The organism is Bacillus sp. 2175 (assembly GCF_057812155.1).
The window spans coordinates 4,251,401-4,269,831 of the sequence record NZ_CM173819.1 but is presented as its reverse complement, the minus strand read 5'-3'; the positions used below and the strand labels follow the sequence as shown (position 1 = coordinate 4,269,831).

The 18,431-nt window shown below is 35.8% G+C and carries 22 protein-coding genes and 1 pseudogene; 17 read left to right on the top strand and 6 right to left on the bottom strand.

The annotated features are described in order from the left end of the window. Positions 1-18: 18 nt before the first annotated feature. From ACXKY9_RS22135 to srtB, 3 genes are read left to right on the top strand one after another with little or no spacing between them, the layout of a single operon-like run. Positions 19-1,002, top strand: coding sequence for a FecCD family ABC transporter permease (locus ACXKY9_RS22135; RefSeq protein WP_001036847.1), 984 nt, complete (start codon positions 19-21; stop codon positions 1,000-1,002). Then, positions 992-1,762: an ABC transporter ATP-binding protein gene (locus ACXKY9_RS22130; protein WP_000403760.1), complete on the top strand. Its 771-nt coding sequence runs from the start codon at positions 992-994 to the stop codon at positions 1,760-1,762. The genes ACXKY9_RS22135 and ACXKY9_RS22130 overlap by 11 nt, the downstream gene beginning before the upstream one ends. Before the next feature lie 32 nt (positions 1,763-1,794). Beyond that, positions 1,795-2,559, top strand: coding sequence for a class B sortase (srtB, locus tag ACXKY9_RS22125; RefSeq protein WP_001086121.1), 765 nt, complete (start codon positions 1,795-1,797; stop codon positions 2,557-2,559). 72 nt (positions 2,560-2,631) lie between these two features. Here the strand turns inward: srtB and isdG are convergent, their stop codons facing one another. Beyond that, positions 2,632-2,955 (bottom strand): heme oxygenase, encoded by a 324-nt coding sequence (gene isdG / locus ACXKY9_RS22120; protein ID WP_000587826.1) that lies wholly within the window; start codon positions 2,953-2,955, stop codon positions 2,632-2,634. A gap of 295 nt (positions 2,956-3,250) precedes the next feature. Here isdG and ACXKY9_RS22115 point away from each other — a divergent pair, with 295 nt between their 5' ends. Further along, entirely contained in the window at positions 3,251-4,450 is a 1,200-nt protein-coding gene (locus ACXKY9_RS22115) for a class I SAM-dependent rRNA methyltransferase (protein WP_001255971.1), read from the top strand. Between the two features lie 38 nt (positions 4,451-4,488). Here the strand turns inward: ACXKY9_RS22115 and ACXKY9_RS22110 are convergent, their stop codons facing one another. Together ACXKY9_RS22110 and ACXKY9_RS22105 are read right to left on the bottom strand one after the other, a co-directional pair. Beyond that, complete coding sequence (locus ACXKY9_RS22110) at positions 4,489-4,683, bottom strand: YwbE family protein (RefSeq protein ID WP_001014310.1); 195 nt, start codon at positions 4,681-4,683, stop codon at positions 4,489-4,491. Then, a complete protein-coding gene (locus ACXKY9_RS22105) occupies positions 4,684-4,857 on the bottom strand; it encodes a hypothetical protein (protein WP_001293578.1) in 174 nt (57 codons plus the stop codon). It abuts the gene before it with no gap. A gap of 168 nt (positions 4,858-5,025) precedes the next feature. Between ACXKY9_RS22105 and ACXKY9_RS22100 the strand changes: the two genes are divergently transcribed. The 7 genes from ACXKY9_RS22100 to ACXKY9_RS22070 all read left to right on the top strand — a co-directional run bounded on the left by ACXKY9_RS22100 (position 5,026) and on the right by ACXKY9_RS22070 (position 10,224). Then, positions 5,026-5,718, top strand: a complete 693-nt coding sequence (locus tag ACXKY9_RS22100) for a response regulator transcription factor (protein WP_000018029.1) — start codon at positions 5,026-5,028, stop codon at positions 5,716-5,718. Position 5,719: 1 nt separating this feature from the next. Further along, the gene (locus ACXKY9_RS22095) at positions 5,720-6,655 is read left to right on the top strand and encodes a HAMP domain-containing histidine kinase (protein ID WP_000609140.1); all 936 of its coding nucleotides are present in this window, start codon (positions 5,720-5,722) and stop codon (positions 6,653-6,655) included. A 125-nt stretch (positions 6,656-6,780) separates the two neighbouring features. Beyond that, on the top strand, positions 6,781-7,704 hold the full coding sequence (locus tag ACXKY9_RS22090) for an ABC transporter ATP-binding protein (protein WP_000221066.1): 924 nt from the start codon (positions 6,781-6,783) through the stop codon (positions 7,702-7,704). Then, a complete protein-coding gene (locus ACXKY9_RS22085) occupies positions 7,697-7,858 on the top strand; it encodes a hypothetical protein (RefSeq protein ID WP_000931763.1) in 162 nt (53 codons plus the stop codon). Before ACXKY9_RS22090 ends, ACXKY9_RS22085 begins: the two co-directional genes overlap by 8 nt. Before the next feature lie 34 nt (positions 7,859-7,892). Then, positions 7,893-8,597, top strand: a complete 705-nt coding sequence (locus tag ACXKY9_RS22080) for an ABC transporter permease (protein WP_000945212.1) — start codon at positions 7,893-7,895, stop codon at positions 8,595-8,597. Between the two features lie 34 nt (positions 8,598-8,631). Next, positions 8,632-9,504, top strand: a complete 873-nt coding sequence (locus ACXKY9_RS22075; RefSeq protein ID WP_000239297.1) for a DUF4097 family beta strand repeat-containing protein — start codon at positions 8,632-8,634, stop codon at positions 9,502-9,504. 24 nt (positions 9,505-9,528) lie between these two features. Then, positions 9,529-10,224 carry an ABC transporter permease gene (locus tag ACXKY9_RS22070; protein ID WP_000945179.1) on the top strand — a complete coding sequence of 232 codons (696 nt, stop codon included), beginning with the start codon at positions 9,529-9,531 and terminating at the stop codon, positions 10,222-10,224. A 65-nt stretch (positions 10,225-10,289) separates the two neighbouring features. Here the strand turns inward: ACXKY9_RS22070 and ACXKY9_RS22065 are convergent, their stop codons facing one another. Next, positions 10,290-10,622 (bottom strand): YfjL-like protein, encoded by a 333-nt coding sequence (locus ACXKY9_RS22065; RefSeq protein WP_001093292.1) that lies wholly within the window; start codon positions 10,620-10,622, stop codon positions 10,290-10,292. A gap of 136 nt (positions 10,623-10,758) precedes the next feature. Then, positions 10,759-11,262: a DinB family protein gene (locus ACXKY9_RS22060; protein ID WP_000284977.1), complete on the bottom strand. Its 504-nt coding sequence runs from the start codon at positions 11,260-11,262 to the stop codon at positions 10,759-10,761. Between the two features lie 184 nt (positions 11,263-11,446). On the opposite strand from ACXKY9_RS22060, the gene ACXKY9_RS22055 reads away from it, so the two are divergent. Next, a complete protein-coding gene (locus ACXKY9_RS22055; protein ID WP_002101375.1) occupies positions 11,447-12,001 on the top strand; it encodes a sigma-70 family RNA polymerase sigma factor in 555 nt (184 codons plus the stop codon). After that, positions 11,994-12,662, top strand: a complete 669-nt coding sequence (locus ACXKY9_RS22050) for a hypothetical protein (protein WP_001031137.1) — start codon at positions 11,994-11,996, stop codon at positions 12,660-12,662. The genes ACXKY9_RS22055 and ACXKY9_RS22050 overlap by 8 nt, the downstream gene beginning before the upstream one ends. A gap of 78 nt (positions 12,663-12,740) precedes the next feature. Here ACXKY9_RS22050 and ACXKY9_RS22045 read toward each other — a convergent pair. Beyond that, positions 12,741-12,927: pseudogene (locus ACXKY9_RS22045) on the bottom strand (ABC transporter substrate-binding protein); the annotation flags it as partial. A 312-nt stretch (positions 12,928-13,239) separates the two neighbouring features. On the opposite strand from ACXKY9_RS22045, the gene ACXKY9_RS22040 reads away from it, so the two are divergent. The 4 genes from ACXKY9_RS22040 (at position 13,240) to ACXKY9_RS22025 (ending at position 18,380) form a co-directional block, all read left to right on the top strand. Further along, entirely contained in the window at positions 13,240-15,024 is a 1,785-nt protein-coding gene (locus ACXKY9_RS22040) for a BclA C-terminal domain-containing protein (protein ID WP_000100323.1), read from the top strand. Positions 15,025-15,212: 188 nt separating this feature from the next. Further along, positions 15,213-16,898: a long-chain-fatty-acid--CoA ligase gene (locus tag ACXKY9_RS22035; protein ID WP_000414742.1), complete on the top strand. Its 1,686-nt coding sequence runs from the start codon at positions 15,213-15,215 to the stop codon at positions 16,896-16,898. Between the two features lie 106 nt (positions 16,899-17,004). Then, a complete protein-coding gene (gene fadR / locus ACXKY9_RS22030; RefSeq protein ID WP_000742223.1) occupies positions 17,005-17,592 on the top strand; it encodes a fatty acid metabolism transcriptional regulator FadR in 588 nt (195 codons plus the stop codon). 11 nt (positions 17,593-17,603) lie between these two features. Next, a complete protein-coding gene (locus ACXKY9_RS22025) occupies positions 17,604-18,380 on the top strand; it encodes an enoyl-CoA hydratase (protein WP_000911292.1) in 777 nt (258 codons plus the stop codon). Positions 18,381-18,431 lie beyond the last annotated feature (51 nt).

Below are 18,431 nucleotides of genomic sequence, written 5' to 3'. Positions count from 1 at the left end.
ATATAAAGGAAGAGTAGAATGAATAAAAAAACTTGGAGTTTCCTCATTGTTACTGCATTGCTTATTGTTATGACATCATTGTCAGCGATGAAAGGTAGTTTAGAAGTAGGTATTGTTGAACTTGTACAAGGGATATTTACAGGTGGAAATGAAGATGTTGAAGTCATTAAAGATTTACGTTTTCCGCGTATTATTATTGCGTTGTTCACTGGAGCGGCTCTCGCTGTTTCAGGTGTGCTTTTTCAAGCTGTTATGAAAAATCCACTCGCTGATGCTGGGGTAATCGGTATATCTTCAGGAGCAAGTTTTATGACACTCGTTATTATTACGTTGTTCCCGCAATTCTTTTTCTGGACACCCGTATTCGCCTTTTTAGGTGGTGCGCTTGCATGTTATCTCGTTTATTCGTTTTCATGGAAATCAGGATTAAGCCCGCTTCGCATTATTTTAATTGGTATTGCCATTAATGCAATGTTTACTGGATTAAATGAATCATTCGTTACGATTTGTGGATATTTTATTAAGAGTATTAAGCAAACGACGACTTCTAACATAACAATGAAGACGTGGGGCGATGTAGAAATAATGGTGACTTATGGAACGATTGGTCTTATTCTTGCTCTGTTCGTAGGAGCTTGGTGTAACTTATTATCGCTACAAGATAAGACTGCGAAAAACTTAGGCTTGCACGTGACGAGAGTTCGTCTTATTATTTCTGCCATTGCAGTACTCTTAGCGGCAGTATCAACAGCGATTGCAGGTGTTATTGCTTTTGTAGGATTACTAGTTCCGCATATTTCAAGACAATTAGTCGGTTCAGACCATAAAGTATTAATTCCATTTTCTGCTCTTGCAGGGGCGTTATTAATTTTGACGGCAGATACGATTGGAAGGTTAATTGTGCCACCTAACGAAATTCCAGCAGCAACAATTATGGCGGTTATTGGTGGTCCATTCTTAATATTCTTGCTTGGAAAGAGTGATAAAGTTCATGGAAATTAAAAATGTAACCTTTTCATACGATAACGTAACAAATCGATTAAAGTCTGTTAGTAGTGAAATAGAAATTGGGAAAATTACAACAATCATTGGACCGAATGGATGTGGGAAATCAACATTACTTAGTGTCATGTCTAGAAACCACGCTCCTAGCAGTGGAGAAGTAATACTTGATGGGAAAGCGATTAGTGAATATAAACCGAAAGAGTTTGCTAGAAAACTAGCGGTTGTCCATCAACAAAATGAGGCTCCAGCAGATATTACAGTGGAAAAGCTAATAAGCTTCGGGCGTATGCCATATAAAAATATATTCTCTCCGCAAACAGATGAAGATAGAGAAGCGATTGAGCGTGCGCTAGTATGTACGAATTTACAAAGTAAGCGTGATAAGCCAATTTATGCTTTATCTGGTGGAGAGAGGCAGCGAGTTTGGATCGCAATGACATTAGCTCAAAATACACCAATGCTCTTCTTAGATGAGCCGACCACATATTTAGATATTTACTATCAGCTAGAAATATTAGAGTTAGTGAAAGAGTTAAATGAAGTGCATGGACTAACGATTGTAATGGTATTACATGATATTAATCAAGCCATTCGTTATAGCGACCATATTATCGTTATGAAAGATGGAGAAATCATTACGAAAGGTAATCCTAATGATGTAATAACAGAAGAAATGATTAAAGCAATATATGGTGTAGATGTCATTGTAAAGCAGGATGAAGATACCGGATTGTACATGGTACCTATGGGAATCTAAAGGCTGAGCATAATCCGTTTTGAGGTGATAATTTGAATAGTAAGAAAGGACGGAAAAAGAATTCTTTTTTTCAACGCATACTTACAATTGTGTTTTTAGGAATCTTTTTCTATTCAATGTATGAGTTGGGCGGGATTTTCATGGATTATTATGAAAATCGTAAAGTAATGGCTGAGGCACAACATATTTATAAAAGAAGTCCAATGGAAGAAAAATCAGAAGATGGAGAGGTACGTAAACAGTTTCAGGATCTCCAGAAAATTAATCCAGAGATAGTCGGATGGATTACGATGGATGATACACAAATTAATTATCCAATCGTTCAAGCAAAAGATAATGATTACTATTTATTTCGTAATTATAAAGGTGAAGATATGAGAGCGGGAAGCATTTTTATGGACCATCGTAATGATGTGAAATCTCAAAATCGAAATACGATTTTATATGGCCATCGTATGAAAGACGGTTCTATGTTTGGTAGTTTAAAAAAGATGTTGGATGAAGACTTTTTTATGTCTCATCGTAAATTATATTACGATACATTATTTGAAGGATACGACGTGGAAGTTTTTTCAGTATACACGACAACAACGGACTTTTATTACATTGAAACGGATTTTGAAAATGATGCAGCATATACATCGTTCTTAAAGGAAATTCAAGAAAAATCACTGTACAAAACGGATACGGAATTGACGGCTAATGATGAAATCGTAACACTTTCTACTTGTGACTATGCGCTTGATCCAGAGGCTGGAAGGCTAGTTGTACACGCAAAATTAATAAAAAGAAATTAAAGAAAAAAGTATAGAATATGAGAAGTGATAGATAACGCTTCTCATATTCTATACTTTAAAAAAGGACTGTTTTTACTGTGCTGCAGCCATTGGCATACGTACAACTTTTACATCATAGTAAGCAATTTTATTATCAAGAATATATTCTGGCATTCCGCCTTGATGTGAGTGAGCATCTTTAAATGCAGCGCTCTTTGTCCAACCTTGGAAATCTTCTTTTGCATTCCAGCGAGTGCTAATTGTTACTTCATCATAATCAACTGTATTTTGCGTTAAAAGAACTTCTAGACCTAAAAAGCCTGGCATCGTTTCAACTTTACCTACTTTATTAAAACGCTCAATTAATTTATATCCATTTCCCTTTGTAATTTTAGCTGTATTTGTAACGATAATCATGTTTATTCCTCCTATAAATATAGCCTTTATTTTCGAGAACTCATATACATTAAATGATAATGAAAATCATTATCATTGTCAATGCTAAATGTGAAATATAAAAGTTTTTTATATTATATTGGACAGTAAGATTTCCAGTTCAAAATGTAGTAAATATGTGGCAGTTAAGCGAGAGAATGAGCGAGTTGTACTAGCAAAGCAATAATATGGTATAGTGAAACGAGGCTGTTTTTTCAGTCTCGTTTTTTAAATGCTTCCTGTAGAGAAAGCATGCAAATGGAAAGGAAGTTATTATATGCGATCAGAAGTAACTGTAAAAATAAAACCGAAATTTATAAAAGAAATTAAAAGTGGATATCCGCTTATTTTAAAAGATGCGATTCAAAATTTAAATGATGTTCGTGAAGAAGGAACAATCATTAAAGTAGTAGATGAGAAGAACCAATTTATCGGAAAAGGCTATTATGGAAAACAAAATAAAGGGTACGGCTGGATTTTAACGAGAAAAGAGAGTGAACAAATTAATCAATCTTTCTTTGAAAGTAAAATCAAATCTGCCTTACATAAACGAAAGCAATTTTACAAATCAAGTGATACGACAGCATTCCGTGTGGTGAATGGTGAAGGTGATGGTCTTGGAGGACTAATTATCGATTATTATGATGGCTATTATGTAGTAAGTTGGTATAGTGAAGGGATTTATACTTTCAGAGATGAGATTATAGCCGCTCTTCAAAAAGTAGCAAACTTTAAAGGTATTTATGAGAAAAAGCGTTTTGATACGAAAGGGAAATATATTGAGGGGGATGATTTCGTAGCAGGAGAGCGCGGCGAGTTCCCACTTATCGTAAAAGAAAATGGTGTAAACTTTGCGGTGTATTTAAATGATGGGGCAATGGTTGGGGTATTTTTAGATCAACGTAACGTTCGAAAACAAATTCGTGATAAATATGCAAAAGGAAGAACAGTGTTAAATATGTTCTCTTATACAGGTGCTTTCTCTGTATTTGCAGCGCTTGGCGGAGCGAGTAAAACGACGAGTGTTGACCTTGCAAATCGTAGTTTAAGTAAAACGATTGAGCAGTTTAGTGTAAATGAAGTTGATTATGAAGCGCAAGATATTATTGTAGAAGATGTATTTCTTTACTTCAAATATGCAGCGAAGAAAAAAATGAAATTTGATATGGTCGTACTTGACCCTCCAAGCTTTGCACGCTCAAAAAAATATACATTTAGTGCAGCAAAAGATTATAAAAATTTATTAAAAGAAACAATTGCTATTACAGAAAATAACGGTATTATCGTTGCTTCTACAAATTGTAGCGCATTCGATATGAAAAAGTTTAAAGGCTTTATCGATACAGCCTTTAAAGAAATGAATGGCAAATATAAAATATTAGAAGAACATTCTTTACCAGAAGATTTCCGTACCATTGATCAATTTAAAGAAGGAGACTACTTAAAAGTAGTTTTCATCGAGAAAATTAAAGGTTAATAAAGAAAAGGAGCTCGAGTTTACTTGAGCTCCTTTTCTTATTGAACGATATTTTGTACTCTACCGACTTGCCCGTCCTGCAATCGCACTTTAATGCCATGCGGATGGGAAGGGGAGTTTGTTAAAATATCTTTTACAATTCCACGTGTTAATTTGCCTGTTCGTTGATCTTGTTTTAATACAATATCAACTTCAAGACCGGGGGCGATATTAGAACGTTTTTGTCCGTTCATTTATACACCTGTACGTCTACGTTGGTTGTTTGTTTTCTTTGTTTGTTGGTTTTGTAATTTTTTTGTTTCTTGGCTTTGATTTTTTGCATTTTGACCATTTCCATTTCCTTGCTTTTTCTTAGCAAGTTGTTCACGCATTAAATCAGCTAAGCTTACTTTTTTGTTTTCTGACATGATAAGTCTCCTTTATATAAAGTTAATTATGAACAATCGTAGTGAATTTCATCATATCATTGTTAAGGAAGGAAGGGAAGTTGGTTTGAAAATTCATATAATTGTTTCCAGTCTGTAGTAGTTACGATACAATTGGATTGTTAACGTTTGTAAAAAGGGGATAGACATATGTCACATCATATTTTATTAGTTGAAGATGATATCTCAATTCAAGAGATGGTGGAAAAGTATTTAATAAAGGAAGGCTTTCAAGTTACGATTGCGTCTGATGGAGAAGAAGGCGTGAACACATATTTAAAAGGTTCATTTGATTTGATTATCCTTGACATTATGATGCCAAAGCTAGATGGCTTAGAGGTTGTACGAATCATTCGAGAAAAAAGTGCAGTTCCGATTTTAATGATGTCGGCAAAAGATACAGATGTTGATAAAGCTGTTGGATTAGGACTTGGAGCAGATGATTACATTTGTAAGCCGTTTTCTATGATTGAATTGGCTGCACGTGTAAAAGCAGGTATTCGGAGGTCTACGAAATACTCGGCTACAGAAACAATAGAAAAAATGATTCAAATTGGTGATTTAACAATTGATCCAATTAATTTTACTGTAGAAAAAAACGGGAAGCCTCTCAAACTTACTTTAAAAGAATTTGAGATTTTAAAGCTATTCGTAAAGAACCAAAATCGTGTATTTACGAAAGCGCAAATATATACGTTAGTTTGGAATGAAGAGTATTACGGTGACGATAACGTTATTAATGTTCATATGAGAAGATTGCGTGAGAAAATCGAAAGTGATCCATCTAATCCAGAATATATTAAAACGCTATGGGGCATCGGCTATAAGCTGGAAGTGATGTAATATGATCAATTTGTTAATAGGTATTATTTTTATATTGTTATGTGTTATTTATATGCAATATAAAATGAGAAAAAATAGTAGTAAAAATTTACGATACACATATGAAAAGTTAGAAAGTATTGTAAATGAAAAAACAGGTGAGACGTTACTCGTTATGACAGATGATCTAGAATTGCAAAAATTATTAGTGGCGATTAATCAATTATTAGATGCAAAACAGAAAACGAATGCAGATCATGCAAAAGTAGAAATTTCGATGAGAAAAATGCTTTCAAATATTTCGCATGACTTGAAAACACCACTAACAGTTATTCTTGGATATACAGAAATGTTAAATAAGGATAAAACGATAAATAAAGAAGAACAACAAATATTACTTGAGAAAGTGCATACGAAAACACTAGAAGTGATGGAATTAATTCATAAGTTTTTTGATTTAGCGAAATTAGAATCTGGTGACAAAGCAATTGAAATGACAAAAATAAATATGAATGAAGTTTGCCGCGAGAAGATTTTATCATTTTATGATTTAGTGACGACGAAAGGTTTTCAGGTTCATATTGATATACCAGAAAGAAATATATATGCACTTGGAAATGTAGAAGTATTAGGTAGGGTATTGAATAATTTAATATCAAATGCAATTACATATGGAGACGATGGAAAGGCACTCGGTATGACGTTAAGAGATGATGACACGGGCGTGTATATAGATGTATGGGATAAAGGAAAAGGGATTGATGAATCTCATATTGATAAAGTGTTTGAGCGTATGTACACACTTGAAGATTCAAGAAATAGATTGTACCAAGGAAGCGGTCTAGGATTAACGATTACGAAACGGCTTGTGGAAGCGATGGACGGAAAAATTCATCTTTCTAGTAAACCGTATGAAAAAACAATTTTTACAATTGCATTAATAAAGATACAGTTTTAGCTTGTAGAGCAGTAGATTCTACAAGCTTTTTTTCAGCGTAAGGAATTTGTAAGAAACGGGTAAGAAAAAAGAGATTTCCGTTGTCTATTATAGAAATATAGAGTATTGCGAAAGGGGAAAGTAACATGACATATATATTAAAAACAAACCAGTTAACGAAGGTGTTTAAAGGGAAAGAAGTTATTTCCGGTGTTAACATGCATGTGAAAAAAGGAGAAATTTACGGTTTTTTAGGACCAAACGGTGCTGGTAAAACAACGATTATGAAAATGATTACAAATTTAATAAAACCGACGAGTGGTGATATTGAAATCTTCGGTGAGAAATTAACAGATACATCTTATGAAGTATTAAAAAGAATGGGGACAATTATTGAATACCCAATCTTTTATGATAAATTAACGGCGAAAGAAAACTTAGACCTACATTGTGAATACATGGGCTACTACGATAAAAATGCAATTGACCATGCTTTACATTTAGTGAAACTACAAGGGGTAGATAATAAAAAAGTAAAAGATTTTTCATTAGGAATGAAACAACGACTCGGTATTGCAAGAGCAATCGTGACAAAGCCAGAATTGCTCATTTTAGATGAACCAATTAACGGTTTAGATCCAATTGGTATTAAAGAGTTACGAGACTTATTTAAAATGCTCTGCAAAGAATATGGCATTACATTATTAGTTTCTAGTCATATTTTAGGTGAAATGGAACTAATGGCCGATACAATTGGTGTGATTCAAAATGGAAAACTAATAAAAGAAGTTTCAATGAAGAGTATTAACGGAAAACAAACAGAGTACATTGAAATCACTGTTCCTGATGTGAAACGTGCAGCTTATATTTTAGAAGATAAACTTGGTATAAAAAACTACAAAATAATGAGTGGAACCATGATTCGTGTGTATGATACGTTAGCGTCTCAGCAGGCCATTTCAAAAGCACTTATTATGAACGATGTGGAAATTGAAAGTATTAATAAGAAACATAGTTCCTTAGAAGAATATTTCTTAAATGTAATGGATGGAGAGGGCATTCATGCTTAATGGATTGTTAGTGAATCTACTAAGTGGATTGATCGTAATGTTCATAAGTGGGATTTTATATTATAGAAAACCTGAGCGGAAATGGTTGTTAATTCTAATAGTAATAGGAATGTTAAGCTTCGTTACTGCTGGAATTAGAATGTTAGCAGCATAAAGACAGTTATATAAAGAATGGAGGAGTGGTTTGTATGCTTAGATTAATGAAGCTCGAATGGAAGAAACATAAATTATCTAGTTACTTTAAAGGGGTAGCAATTTGTATTATAGCAATTTTCGCTGCAGTAAGCCTTATGGCGTTGGGAATGAAAGCCGAGGGAGACGTGCTCTTCTTTGACTTCACGCAACAAATGGTTTTAATAAACACTTTTATTAGGATAACATTCATTATTTTTAGTTCGGTCATTTTATCACGTTTAGTAATTGATGAGTATAAGAACAAAACGATGCAATTATCGTTTATGTACCCGCTGCAAAGGAAAATGCTAATGAGGGCGAAATTAACAATTGTTTTTTGTTTTTGTTTTGTGAGCACGATTATCGCTACTTTCAGTATCAGTTTGCTTGTATATTTTGTGAGTCCAATGATGGGACTGATTGAAACACCAGCTACGATAGGTGAAATAATATCTATCGTTCCAACTACTTTTATAAGTGCATTTATGATATCTGGTATAAGTTTAATTCCTTTATTTTTTGGGATGAGAAAGAAATCGACACCCACAACAATTACTTCTGCAGTAATAATCGGAATGCTAATTAGTAGTAACTTTGGTCCTGGAAACGGTCAAGTAAGTCTGTTTAATTTTATAGCTATCCCAATAGTGCTCTGTTTATTAGGAATTTTCATCAGTTATCTTTCATATCGTAAAATCGATAAGATTGATGTGGTGTGAAGCAAGCTTAAAACAACAATGAACTGGGGTATGAATGGTGAAAAAGATAATAGTAATTGCAATATTATTCATTACAATTGCTAGTGTAGTTTTTGGTATTAAGGTATTTCAGGGGAAAGATTTTAAGAAAGAAAAGTCTTTTGAGATAAATAATATAAAAGAAATAGAAGTAGATAATGAAAACTGGAATCTTGAATTTAAAAGTACAGACGCTAATAAAATAGTAATTTTCGCTCAAGGTGAACAAGCAGATAAAGAGATAGATCCTGTCAAAATAGAAAATGATGAAAATAAAATTGTGATTAAGCAAAAACAAAAGATGAACAGATTTTTTAATGGTTTCACGTTTAGGAAGAAAAATAGTATATCTATAGCTATTCCGAAGAAAGAAATAGATAAAATTGTAGTAAATAATAAATCGGGTGATGTGAAAATAAGAGATATAGTAGTAAAAAATATCATGACAAAAGGCAAGTCTGGAGATGAAATGATTACAGGACTATCAGCCGAGAAAGGTGAATTTATATCGCAAAGTGGAGAGTTAGTTTTAAAAGGTAGTTCAGTACAAGAATTAAATATAAAGTCTACGACTGGTGATAACTATATAACAAATGTAAGTAACTCAAATATGAACATCACATCAACATCTGGGGAAGTATTACTGAAAGATATGACAGAAGGAAAATCATTATTTATAGAAACAAAATCAGGTGATATTGGCGTACGGTATAAAGGTGTCCCTGCATCATTGAAGCTTATGGCTAAAAGTAATTCGGCTGACGTAATAGTGGATTTAAAAGGACTTAAGAAAGATAAAAATACAGACAAAATAAAAGTAGGAACGATTGGTGATGCAAAAAATGAAGCGAAGATTTTAAGTGAAACAGGAGTCATTTATATTGATTAAGTCCAAGGAGGAAGGAGGAATATCATGCTACGTCTTATGAAGTTAGAATTGAAGAAATTTAAGTTTGGATGGTATGTGAGGGGAGCAGTTATTGCAAATATTATTATACTGGCATTATTAATCTTTGTTAGTTTCATTGCACAAATAGAAGGAGATCCAGAAATAAGAGATCCGCAGATGATTTTGTTAATGGCTAGTACAGTAGTAAGAGCAACATTTATTATTTTTGGTAGTGTATTAATAGCAAGGTTAATAATTGACGAATATAAAAATAAAACAATACTACTCATGTTTTCTTATCCCATTAATCGAAAGAAAATGATGGCTAGTAAGTTGGCTATTACAGCGATAGTAACATTTATAACAGTTATTGTATCTAACATTTTAGTAGTAGGAATTTTCTTTGGGATAGATAGTTGTTTTTCAATTCTTCCTCATTCATTCACAGTAGATCAATTGGTGCAAGAAGGAATAAAACTAGTTCCTTTAGCCATTGCAACTGCGGGGATGAGTTTAATCCCATTATATTTCGGAATGCGTAAACGTTCAGTGCCAACTACAATTGTTTCATCTCTTATCGTTGTAGCAATTGCAATGAATACCAACCCAGAGTTTCCTACAGCAACTTTACTTCCCCTTCAACTAGCACTCGCAGCAATTGGAGCTGTGATTGCATATTACGGAATTAAAAATATAGAGAAGGAAGATATAACAGTTTGACAAGAATAAATAAAAAAAGAGTTGGCGTTACACCAACTCTTTTTTTGTATATGTATGCTTCGGTACTACTCTGTAAATTTATAGTGTTTACTTAAATACTCTTGCACTCCTGGAGAAATGTTAAAGTTATTAGGACTTTTATATTCGATAGTAAACTCTCCGTCTCCACTTGTTTCAAAGGCGATTGCATAGCTATTCATTTTAGCATCGTAAGAAGTGTTTTTGACTTCTGCATCTAGATTAAAATATTTTGTAATATATTCTTTTGATTCCGTAATTGCTGCTTGTTTTCCCCAAGGGGTACCATAATAGGTGAAATAAAGAGATACACTAATAACTCCAATAATAGAAGTTAATAAAATAGTGCCCATAGCTATTTTTTTATTCTTTGTATTCAATTTGGTTACTCCTCTTCATAGTATGTATTCATTTTAACCTATCTTTTCCATAAAACAACTATTAAGAAAAAATAGTTTCACATGAAACAAGTTACAGAAAAAGACAAGATATGTAAACATCTTGTCTTTTTTGTCGTTACATTTTAGGAGCTTCCATTCCAGCCGCAGCCCATTCTTCTTTTGCGGGGCCATATACGCCAGGAACTGTTAAGCCAGCTTGTCGCATTAAAACCGTCATTTGTCCGCGGTGGTGATTTTGATGATTAATGAGTGTCATTAAAAATATAGAATTCGGCATAGGGCGACCAAAGAAGTCATTAATAGTAGCTAAGTCTTTATCAGTCCATTTACTTTGAAGTGTTTCAACAAAAGCCGCGTTTACTTTACGGTATTCATCTGCAATTGTTTTTGCAGAAGTTGGAACAGGATAATCTTTCGTTTCTCCTTCAAACTTTAGCCCTGTGCCAGATAGTATCACAGGAACTGCCGTCACGATGTGCCAAGCAATTCTTCCTAACGTCCAGTGCCCAGGTGCAATTTCCTGTGATAAAGATGCATCGGTTAATGAATCAAGCATTTTCTGAGTAGACTCAGCCTCGTATGTCCATGATTGTAAAAAGCCTTCAATTGTTTGGTACATAGTTATCCCTCCTATTTTTGTTCATAGATTAAATTCGTGAGAGATAATATAATCCCTGTTCCACAAGAAATAATTAATTAAGCATTGCTACAATATGAAAACAATTAGAAAATATTTGTAAAAGTGTCAGGAAACGAATGTGCTCATTCGTATATATAATGAATAAAGAATGGGATAAAGAGTGGTGATAAGGGTGAAGGATATAGAAATAGTAGAAGGTCTTCGAAAACAAGATATGTTAGCATTACATACAGCGATTGATCGATATGGAGATTTAATTTATAAGGTAGTTCATAGTATTTTAGATACGGCACATAGTAAGGTGTTAGTGGATGAATGTGTTGACGATATTTTATTAATCGTTTGGTACAACATTAGTAGTTATGATGAAAATCGTGGGAAGTTTAGAAACTGGCTTATATCTGTCGCTAAGTTTAAAGCCATTGATTATAAACGAAAAAGTAATAAGGCTTATCAATTACAAGAGTTTCAGCAAGAAAGATATGAAGATAGAAAAAATGTCAATTTAACAAAAGAAGAGAGAGATTATAATTTTTACGTTTTAATTAAAGAATTGAATGAAGAAGATAAGAAAATTTTTATAAAAAGGTATTTAGATGAATATAGCGTACAAGAAATAGCGCTTGAATTCGGTATGACACGAGATACGGTATATAGCAGGCTGTCAAGAGGGAGAAAGAAATTGAAGAAGCTGTTGGGGGGGAAAAGCAATGAATAAAGAAAAGTTACTTCAGGAATTAAATAACTTACAGTATAGCGATAATTTTGTAGATGATTATAGAAATGATGAGAAAATAGATAAAACGAAAATAGATCGTACAAAAGAAACTGTAACCAAAACAATTTTAATGAAACGTTGTTATGAGGTTGTACAAGAAGAGTTACAGGGAAGCGAAGAGATTTTATATAGTATGCTTGCCGAAAATCATCATGTGAAAAATTGGCAGACAGGCACAGCCATGACATTAGGGGTAGGCGTTCTTGCAATGAACTTCGGTATTAATAATGTGTTAATCGTTACAAATAAACGGTTGTATGTGTTTTTTATGGATCGTTATTATAATGAAGTTGATTTAAAGGTATGTGTATTGAATGAAGTAGCTTATATGAAAACAATATTAGACCGTAAAGGTGGAAGCGAGTTTCTGCATATAAAGTATAAAAATGATAAGGAATACGTATTATTGGGAAATGCTGATGATTACAGAGAGTTATTTCAAATAGTAGGTAGGTTGAAAATAGCAAATGGAATAGAATTGAGATTACAAGATAAGAAATTAAAGAGAAAGTTAACTTTAAAACGAAGTGTATTCAATATAATCATGTATTTACTTGTTATATATATTATGTACAAAGCCTATATTAATTTTCTGCCATAATAGGAAAAGACGGCTTCACATATATGAAGCCGTCTTTTAATTAACTTTCTTCCCACTTTTCCTCATCAACCATAAGAAATAAGGTGTTCCAAGTATAGCAACTTTTTTCGCCGGTTTATCTAATTTTGTTTCCCCTTCAGTATGTTTAATTGTTATAGTTTGCTTTTTATCTTCTATCGTTGTTACCTTTTTCTCCTCTTTTTTGCTGTCCGCATTCAACAGCGAATAGAAGAACAACCATGAAAATACTAAGAATTTTCTTCATCTTCTTTCCCAAAATAAGTTTTTTATTCGTAATTATATTTTTAAAATTTTGCTGAAAAATAACGAATTATACGAATATCGTTATGTAAGATTAAAATCCATATGTGTATGAAGAATTTAGAAAAGGAATTTCATTTAACTAGAGAGGCGAAAGTACAAGCAAAAGGAGATAGTATCGCATGTAATAATTATTAGAATGTACGGGATAAATCTATATTTATCTCCACTGAATAAAGCTTTCGGTCTGATTTGATAAATGTTTTTTAATTTCTTACTTGTACTTATAAGATTGAATTTGAAGGAAGGAATCAACATGTCTTCATGGCTCAATAATACAAATGGATATTGTAGTTGTAATAATCAAAATGGTGTACATGTTGATTCGTGTTGTTTTAGTTGTGATGGGACAGTCCCTAAGCTTGGTCCAACAGGTCCAACGGGAGCAACGGGTTCAACAGGAGCAACGGGTTCAACAGGTCCAACCGGAGCGACAGGTTCAACAGGTCCGACGGGAGCAACGGGAGCAACAGGAGCAACGGGTTCAACAGGAGCAACAGGTCCGACGGGATCAACAGGTCCGACGGGATCAACAGGTCCAACGGGTTCAACAGGTCCGACGGGATCAACAGGTCCAACGGGAGCAACGGGTTCAACCGGTTCAACAGGTCCAACAGGTCCAACAGGTCCAACGGGATCAACAGGTCCAACGGGAGCAACAGGTCCAACGGGAGCAACAGGTCCGACGGGTTCAACAGGTCCGACGGGATCAACAGGTCCAACGGGTTCAACAGGTCCAACAGGATCGACGGGATCAACAGGTCCAACGGGTTCAACCGGTCCGACGGGTTCAACAGGTTCAACCGGAGCGACAGGTTCAACAGGTTCAACAGGTCCGACGGGAGCAACAGGTCCAACAGGATCAACGGGAGCAACAGGTCCAACGGGAGCGACAGGTTCAACAGGTTCAACAGGTTCAACAGGTCCAACGGGAGCGACAGGCTCAACGGGAGTAACAGGTCCAACGGGAGCAACGGGATCAACAGGAGCAACAGGTCCAACGGGTTCAACAGGCTCAACAGGTCCAACGGGAGCAACAGGTCCGACGGGAGCAACAGGTCCAACGGGATCAACGGGTTCAACCGGTTCAACGGGTTCAACCGGTCCAACGGGAGCAACAGGTCCGACGGGTTCAACAGGTCCAATAGGAGCAACAGGTCCAACGGGAGCAACAGGTCCGACGGGTTCAACAGGTCCAACAGGAGCGACAGGATCAACAGGTCCGACGGGAGCAACAGGTCCAACAGGATCAACGGGAGCAACAGGTTCAACAGGATCGACGGGAGCAACAGGTCCAACGGGAGCAACAGGTCCGACGGGTTCAACAGGTCCGACGGGAGCAACGGGTTCAACCGGTTCAACAGGTCCAACAGGTCCAACGGGAGCAACAGGTCCAACAGGATCAACGGGAGCAACAGGTTCAACAGGATCGACGGGATCAACAGGTCCAACGGGATCAACGGGTTCAACCGGTTCAACAGGTCCAACAGGATCAACGGGATCAACAGGTCCGACGGGATCAACAGGTCCAACGGGATCAACGGGTTCAACAGGATCAACAGGTCCGACGGGAGCGACAGGTCCAACGGGATCAACGGGTTCAACAGGTCCAACCGGAGCAACAGGTACAAGTATCACGGCGACATATGCATTTGCAAATAATACGTCGGGAACAGCGATATCTGTAGTTCTTGGTGGAACGAATGTCCCGCTTCCAAATAATCAAAACATCGGTCCAGGAATTACTGTTTCTGGTGGAAACACAGTATTTACGGTTGCAAATGCTGGTAATTATTATATTTCATATACAATTAATATAACGGCTTCATTATTAGTCAGTTCACGGATTACAATTAATGGAGGGGCACTTGCTGGGACGATTAATGCTCCTGCGGTAGCAACCACATCATTTAGTGCAACAATCATTACAACTCTTGCAGCAGGAGATGCTATTAGCTTGCAATTATTTGGTTTGTTAGCTGTCGCAACATTATCAACAACTACTCCAGGAGCAGTGTTAACGATAATAAGATTAAGTTAAACTATAACTCTCTTACTCTTTTAAGATTAAGAGAGTTTCTACATATAATAAGAAGTTAATGAAGTAAAGCATAGTTATACAAAAGTCAGAATATTATGATTGTAACGCTATGGTGACTATAATATAATGAAAATAACCATCATGAATGAACATTCATTTATTTTTATGTATTTGAAGGGGGAATGAAGGTGGAAAAACCATGGTTGAAAAGTTATCCAGAGGAAATTCCGAGTACGATTTCTTATGATATTCAGCCGCTTCATAGATATGTAGAACAGATGGCTTCTCGCTACCCAGAAAAGAAAGCGCTTCACTTTTTAGGGAAGGATATTACGTTTTCGGACTTCCATGATAAGGTGAAGAGGTTTGCAAATTATCTTCAAAAGCTCGGTGTGGAAAAGGGTGATCGAGTTGCTATTATGTTGCCGAATTGTCCGCAAGCTGTAATTGGTTATTACGGCACATTACTTGCGGGAGGTATCGTAGTACAAACAAATCCACTGTATACAGAGAGAGAATTAGAATATCAGCTTCATGACTCGGGAGCAAAAGTAATTCTTTGTCTCGATTTAGTGTTTCCAAGAGTAACGAATGTTCAATCTGCTACAAAAATTGAGCATATTATCGTAACTCGTATTGCGGACTTTTTACCATTCCCTAAAAATCTATTGTATCCATTTGTGCAGAAAAAACAGTCAAATTTAGTTGTGAAAGTATCAGAGAGTGAAACGATTCATCTTTGGAATTCAGTAGAAAAAGAAGTGAATACGGATGTTGAGGAGCCTTGTGATCCTGAAAATGATCTAGCTCTTTTACAGTACACAGGAGGAACAACCGGATTTCCGAAAGGCGTTATGTTAACGCATAAAAACCTCGTCTCTAACACGTTAATGGGAGTTCAATGGTTATATAATTGCAAAGAAGGAGAAGAAGTCGTTCTTGGGGTTCTTCCATTTTTCCACGTGTACGGCATGACGGCTGTTATGAATTTGAGTGTTATGCAAGGATACAAAATGGTCCTTATTCCAAAGTTTGATATGAAAATGGTTTTTGAAGCGATTAAGAAGCATAAAGTGACACTATTTCCAGGGGCACCAACTATTTATATCGCTCTTTTAAATAGCCCACTTTTAAAAGAATACGATATTTCTTCTATTCGTGCTTGTATTAGTGGATCAGCACCACTGCCAGTAGAAGTACAGGAAAAGTTCGAAACAGTTACAGGTGGTAAACTAGTAGAGGGATATGGTTTAACAGAATCCTCTCCAGTTACACATAGTAATTTTTTATGGGAAAAGCGAGTGCCAGGTAGCATTGGAGTTCCGTGGCCAGATACAGAAGCAATCATTATGTCACTTGAGACTGGTGAGGCATTACCGCCAGGAGAAATAGGGGAAATTGTAGTGAAAGGTCCTCAAATTATGAAAGGATACTGGAATAAGCCAGAGGAAACAGCGGCTGTATTGCAAGATGGCTGGCTCCATACAGGTGATGTTGGCTACATGGATGAAGATGGATTTTTCTATGTAAAAGATCGCAAGAAAGATATGATTGTCGCGAGTGGATTTAATGTGTATCCTCGTGAAGTTGAAGAAGTATTATATGAGCATGAAAAAGTGCAAGAAGTAGTGACAATTGGAGTTCCAGATCCGTACCGAGGAGAGACAGTTAAAGCATTTGTTGTGTTAAAAGAAGGTACGGAGTGCTCTGAGGAAGAATTAAATCAGTTTGCACGTAAATATTTAGCGGCTTATAAAGTGCCGAAAGTATATGAGTTTAGAGATGAATTGCCGAAAACGACAGTAGGGAAAATTTTGCGCCGTGTTCTAATAGATGAAGAGAAGAGAAAGAATGAGGATGAGCAAACGGGCTAAGGCCCTTTCTTTTTGAAAAAATAGGATTGACACTTTTCTAAATAGTCAGTATTATAAGAATATGAATGACTATTCATTCAGTCATCTTCTTGAAGGGGACAGTAAAGTGAAGAAAAATAGACCGAAATACAATCAAATTATTGATGCGGCAGTCATTGTGATTGCGGAGAATGGGTACCACCAAGCGCAAGTTTCTAAAATCGCAAAGCAAGCTGGGGTAGCTGATGGCACGATTTATTTATATTTTAAAAATAAAGAAGATATATTAATATCCTTATTCCAAGAGAAGATGGGAGAATTTGTCGAAACAATTCGTCAAAAAACAGCAGGAATTGAAAGCGCTGTATCGAAGTTATTCATGTTGGTAGAAACGCACTTCTTGCTGTTGTCGCAAAATGATCCTCTTGCTATCGTTACGCAATTAGAGCTGAGGCAGTCCAATCAAGACTTGCGCCTTAAAATAAATGAAGTATTAAAAGGCTACTTACAAGTTATGGATGAGATTTTAGAGACTGGTATAAAACAAGGTGAATTTCAAGCAGATTTAAATGTTCGCGTGGCAAGACAAATGATCTTTGGAACAGTGGATGAAGTTGTGACCAATTGGGTAATGAGCGATCATAAGTATGATCTGGTCGCACTTTCAAAAACGGTACACGGGCTACTTATTGCAGCTTGTGGTTATCGTCAATAATGGGAGGGATCATGTTGAAATTCCTATCTGTAAGAGTTGAAGATCATATCGCGGTGGCGACGTTAAATCACGCACCAGCGAATGCGATGTCTTCACAAGTTATGCATGACGTTACTGAATTAATTGATCAAGTGGAAAAGGATGATAACATTCGTGTTGTTGTTATTCATGGTGAAGGACGTTTCTTCTCAGCGGGAGCAGATATTAAAGAATTTACATCTGTTACTGAAGCGAAGCAAGCAACAGAATTAGCACAGCTTGGACAAGTTACGTTTGAGCGTGTTGAAAAATGTTCAAAACCAGTTATTGCGGCAATTCATGGAGCGGCACTGGGCGGCGGCCTTGAGTTTGCTATGTCTTGCCACATGCGCTTTGCAACTGAAAGTGCAAAACTTGGTTTACCTGAATTAACACTTGGATTAATTCCTGGCTTTGCAGGTACACAGCGCTTACCACGTTATGTTGGGAAAGCGAAAGCTTGTGAAATGATGTTAACAAGCACACCAATTACTGGTGCAGAAGCATTAAAGTGGGGACTTGTTAACGGATTGTTCTCTGAAGAATCTCTTTTAGATGATACGCTTAAAGTTGCAAAACAAATTGCTGGAAAAAGTCCAGCAACAACTCGTGCTGTACTAGAGTTATTGCAAACGACAAAATCGTCTCATTACTATGAAGGTGTACAACGTGAATCACAGATTTTTGGTGAAGTATTTACGAGTGAAGATGGAAGAGAAGGTGTAGCTGCATTTTTAGAAAAGCGTAAACCTTCATTTAGTGGCAGGTAGTTCAATTATTTTTTTAATATAAATTAACAGAAAATTAAAATTGATAGAATC

Bases quoted from the DNA above. Each gene is read 5' to 3' on its own strand.
- ACXKY9_RS22100 (WP_000018029.1), top strand. From the start codon at position 5,026: ATGTCACATCATATTTTATTAGTTGAAGATGATATCTCAATTCAAGAG.
- ACXKY9_RS22040 (WP_000100323.1), top strand. From the start codon at position 13,240: ATGTCTTCATGGCTCAATAATACAAATGGATATTGTAGTTGTAATAAT.
- ACXKY9_RS22110 (WP_001014310.1), bottom strand. From the start codon at position 4,683: ATGAACGGACAAAAACGTTCTAATATCGCCCCCGGTCTTGAAGTTGAT.
- ACXKY9_RS22090 (WP_000221066.1), top strand. From the start codon at position 6,781: ATGACATATATATTAAAAACAAACCAGTTAACGAAGGTGTTTAAAGGG.
- ACXKY9_RS22095 (WP_000609140.1), top strand. From the start codon at position 5,720: ATGATCAATTTGTTAATAGGTATTATTTTTATATTGTTATGTGTTATT.
- ACXKY9_RS22115 (WP_001255971.1), top strand. From the start codon at position 3,251: ATGCGATCAGAAGTAACTGTAAAAATAAAACCGAAATTTATAAAAGAA.
- ACXKY9_RS22060 (WP_000284977.1), bottom strand. From the start codon at position 11,262: ATGTACCAAACAATTGAAGGCTTTTTACAATCATGGACATACGAGGCT.
- ACXKY9_RS22085 (WP_000931763.1), top strand. From the start codon at position 7,697: ATGCTTAATGGATTGTTAGTGAATCTACTAAGTGGATTGATCGTAATG.
- ACXKY9_RS22105 (WP_001293578.1), bottom strand. From the start codon at position 4,857: ATGTCAGAAAACAAAAAAGTAAGCTTAGCTGATTTAATGCGTGAACAA.
- ACXKY9_RS22070 (WP_000945179.1), top strand. From the start codon at position 9,529: ATGCTACGTCTTATGAAGTTAGAATTGAAGAAATTTAAGTTTGGATGG.
- isdG (WP_000587826.1), bottom strand. From the start codon at position 2,955: ATGATTATCGTTACAAATACAGCTAAAATTACAAAGGGAAATGGATAT.
- ACXKY9_RS22135 (WP_001036847.1), top strand. From the start codon at position 19: ATGAATAAAAAAACTTGGAGTTTCCTCATTGTTACTGCATTGCTTATT.
- ACXKY9_RS22025 (WP_000911292.1), top strand. From the start codon at position 17,604: ATGTTGAAATTCCTATCTGTAAGAGTTGAAGATCATATCGCGGTGGCG.
- ACXKY9_RS22130 (WP_000403760.1), top strand. From the start codon at position 992: ATGGAAATTAAAAATGTAACCTTTTCATACGATAACGTAACAAATCGA.
- ACXKY9_RS22075 (WP_000239297.1), top strand. From the start codon at position 8,632: ATGGTGAAAAAGATAATAGTAATTGCAATATTATTCATTACAATTGCT.
- ACXKY9_RS22080 (WP_000945212.1), top strand. From the start codon at position 7,893: ATGCTTAGATTAATGAAGCTCGAATGGAAGAAACATAAATTATCTAGT.
- ACXKY9_RS22050 (WP_001031137.1), top strand. From the start codon at position 11,994: ATGAATAAAGAAAAGTTACTTCAGGAATTAAATAACTTACAGTATAGC.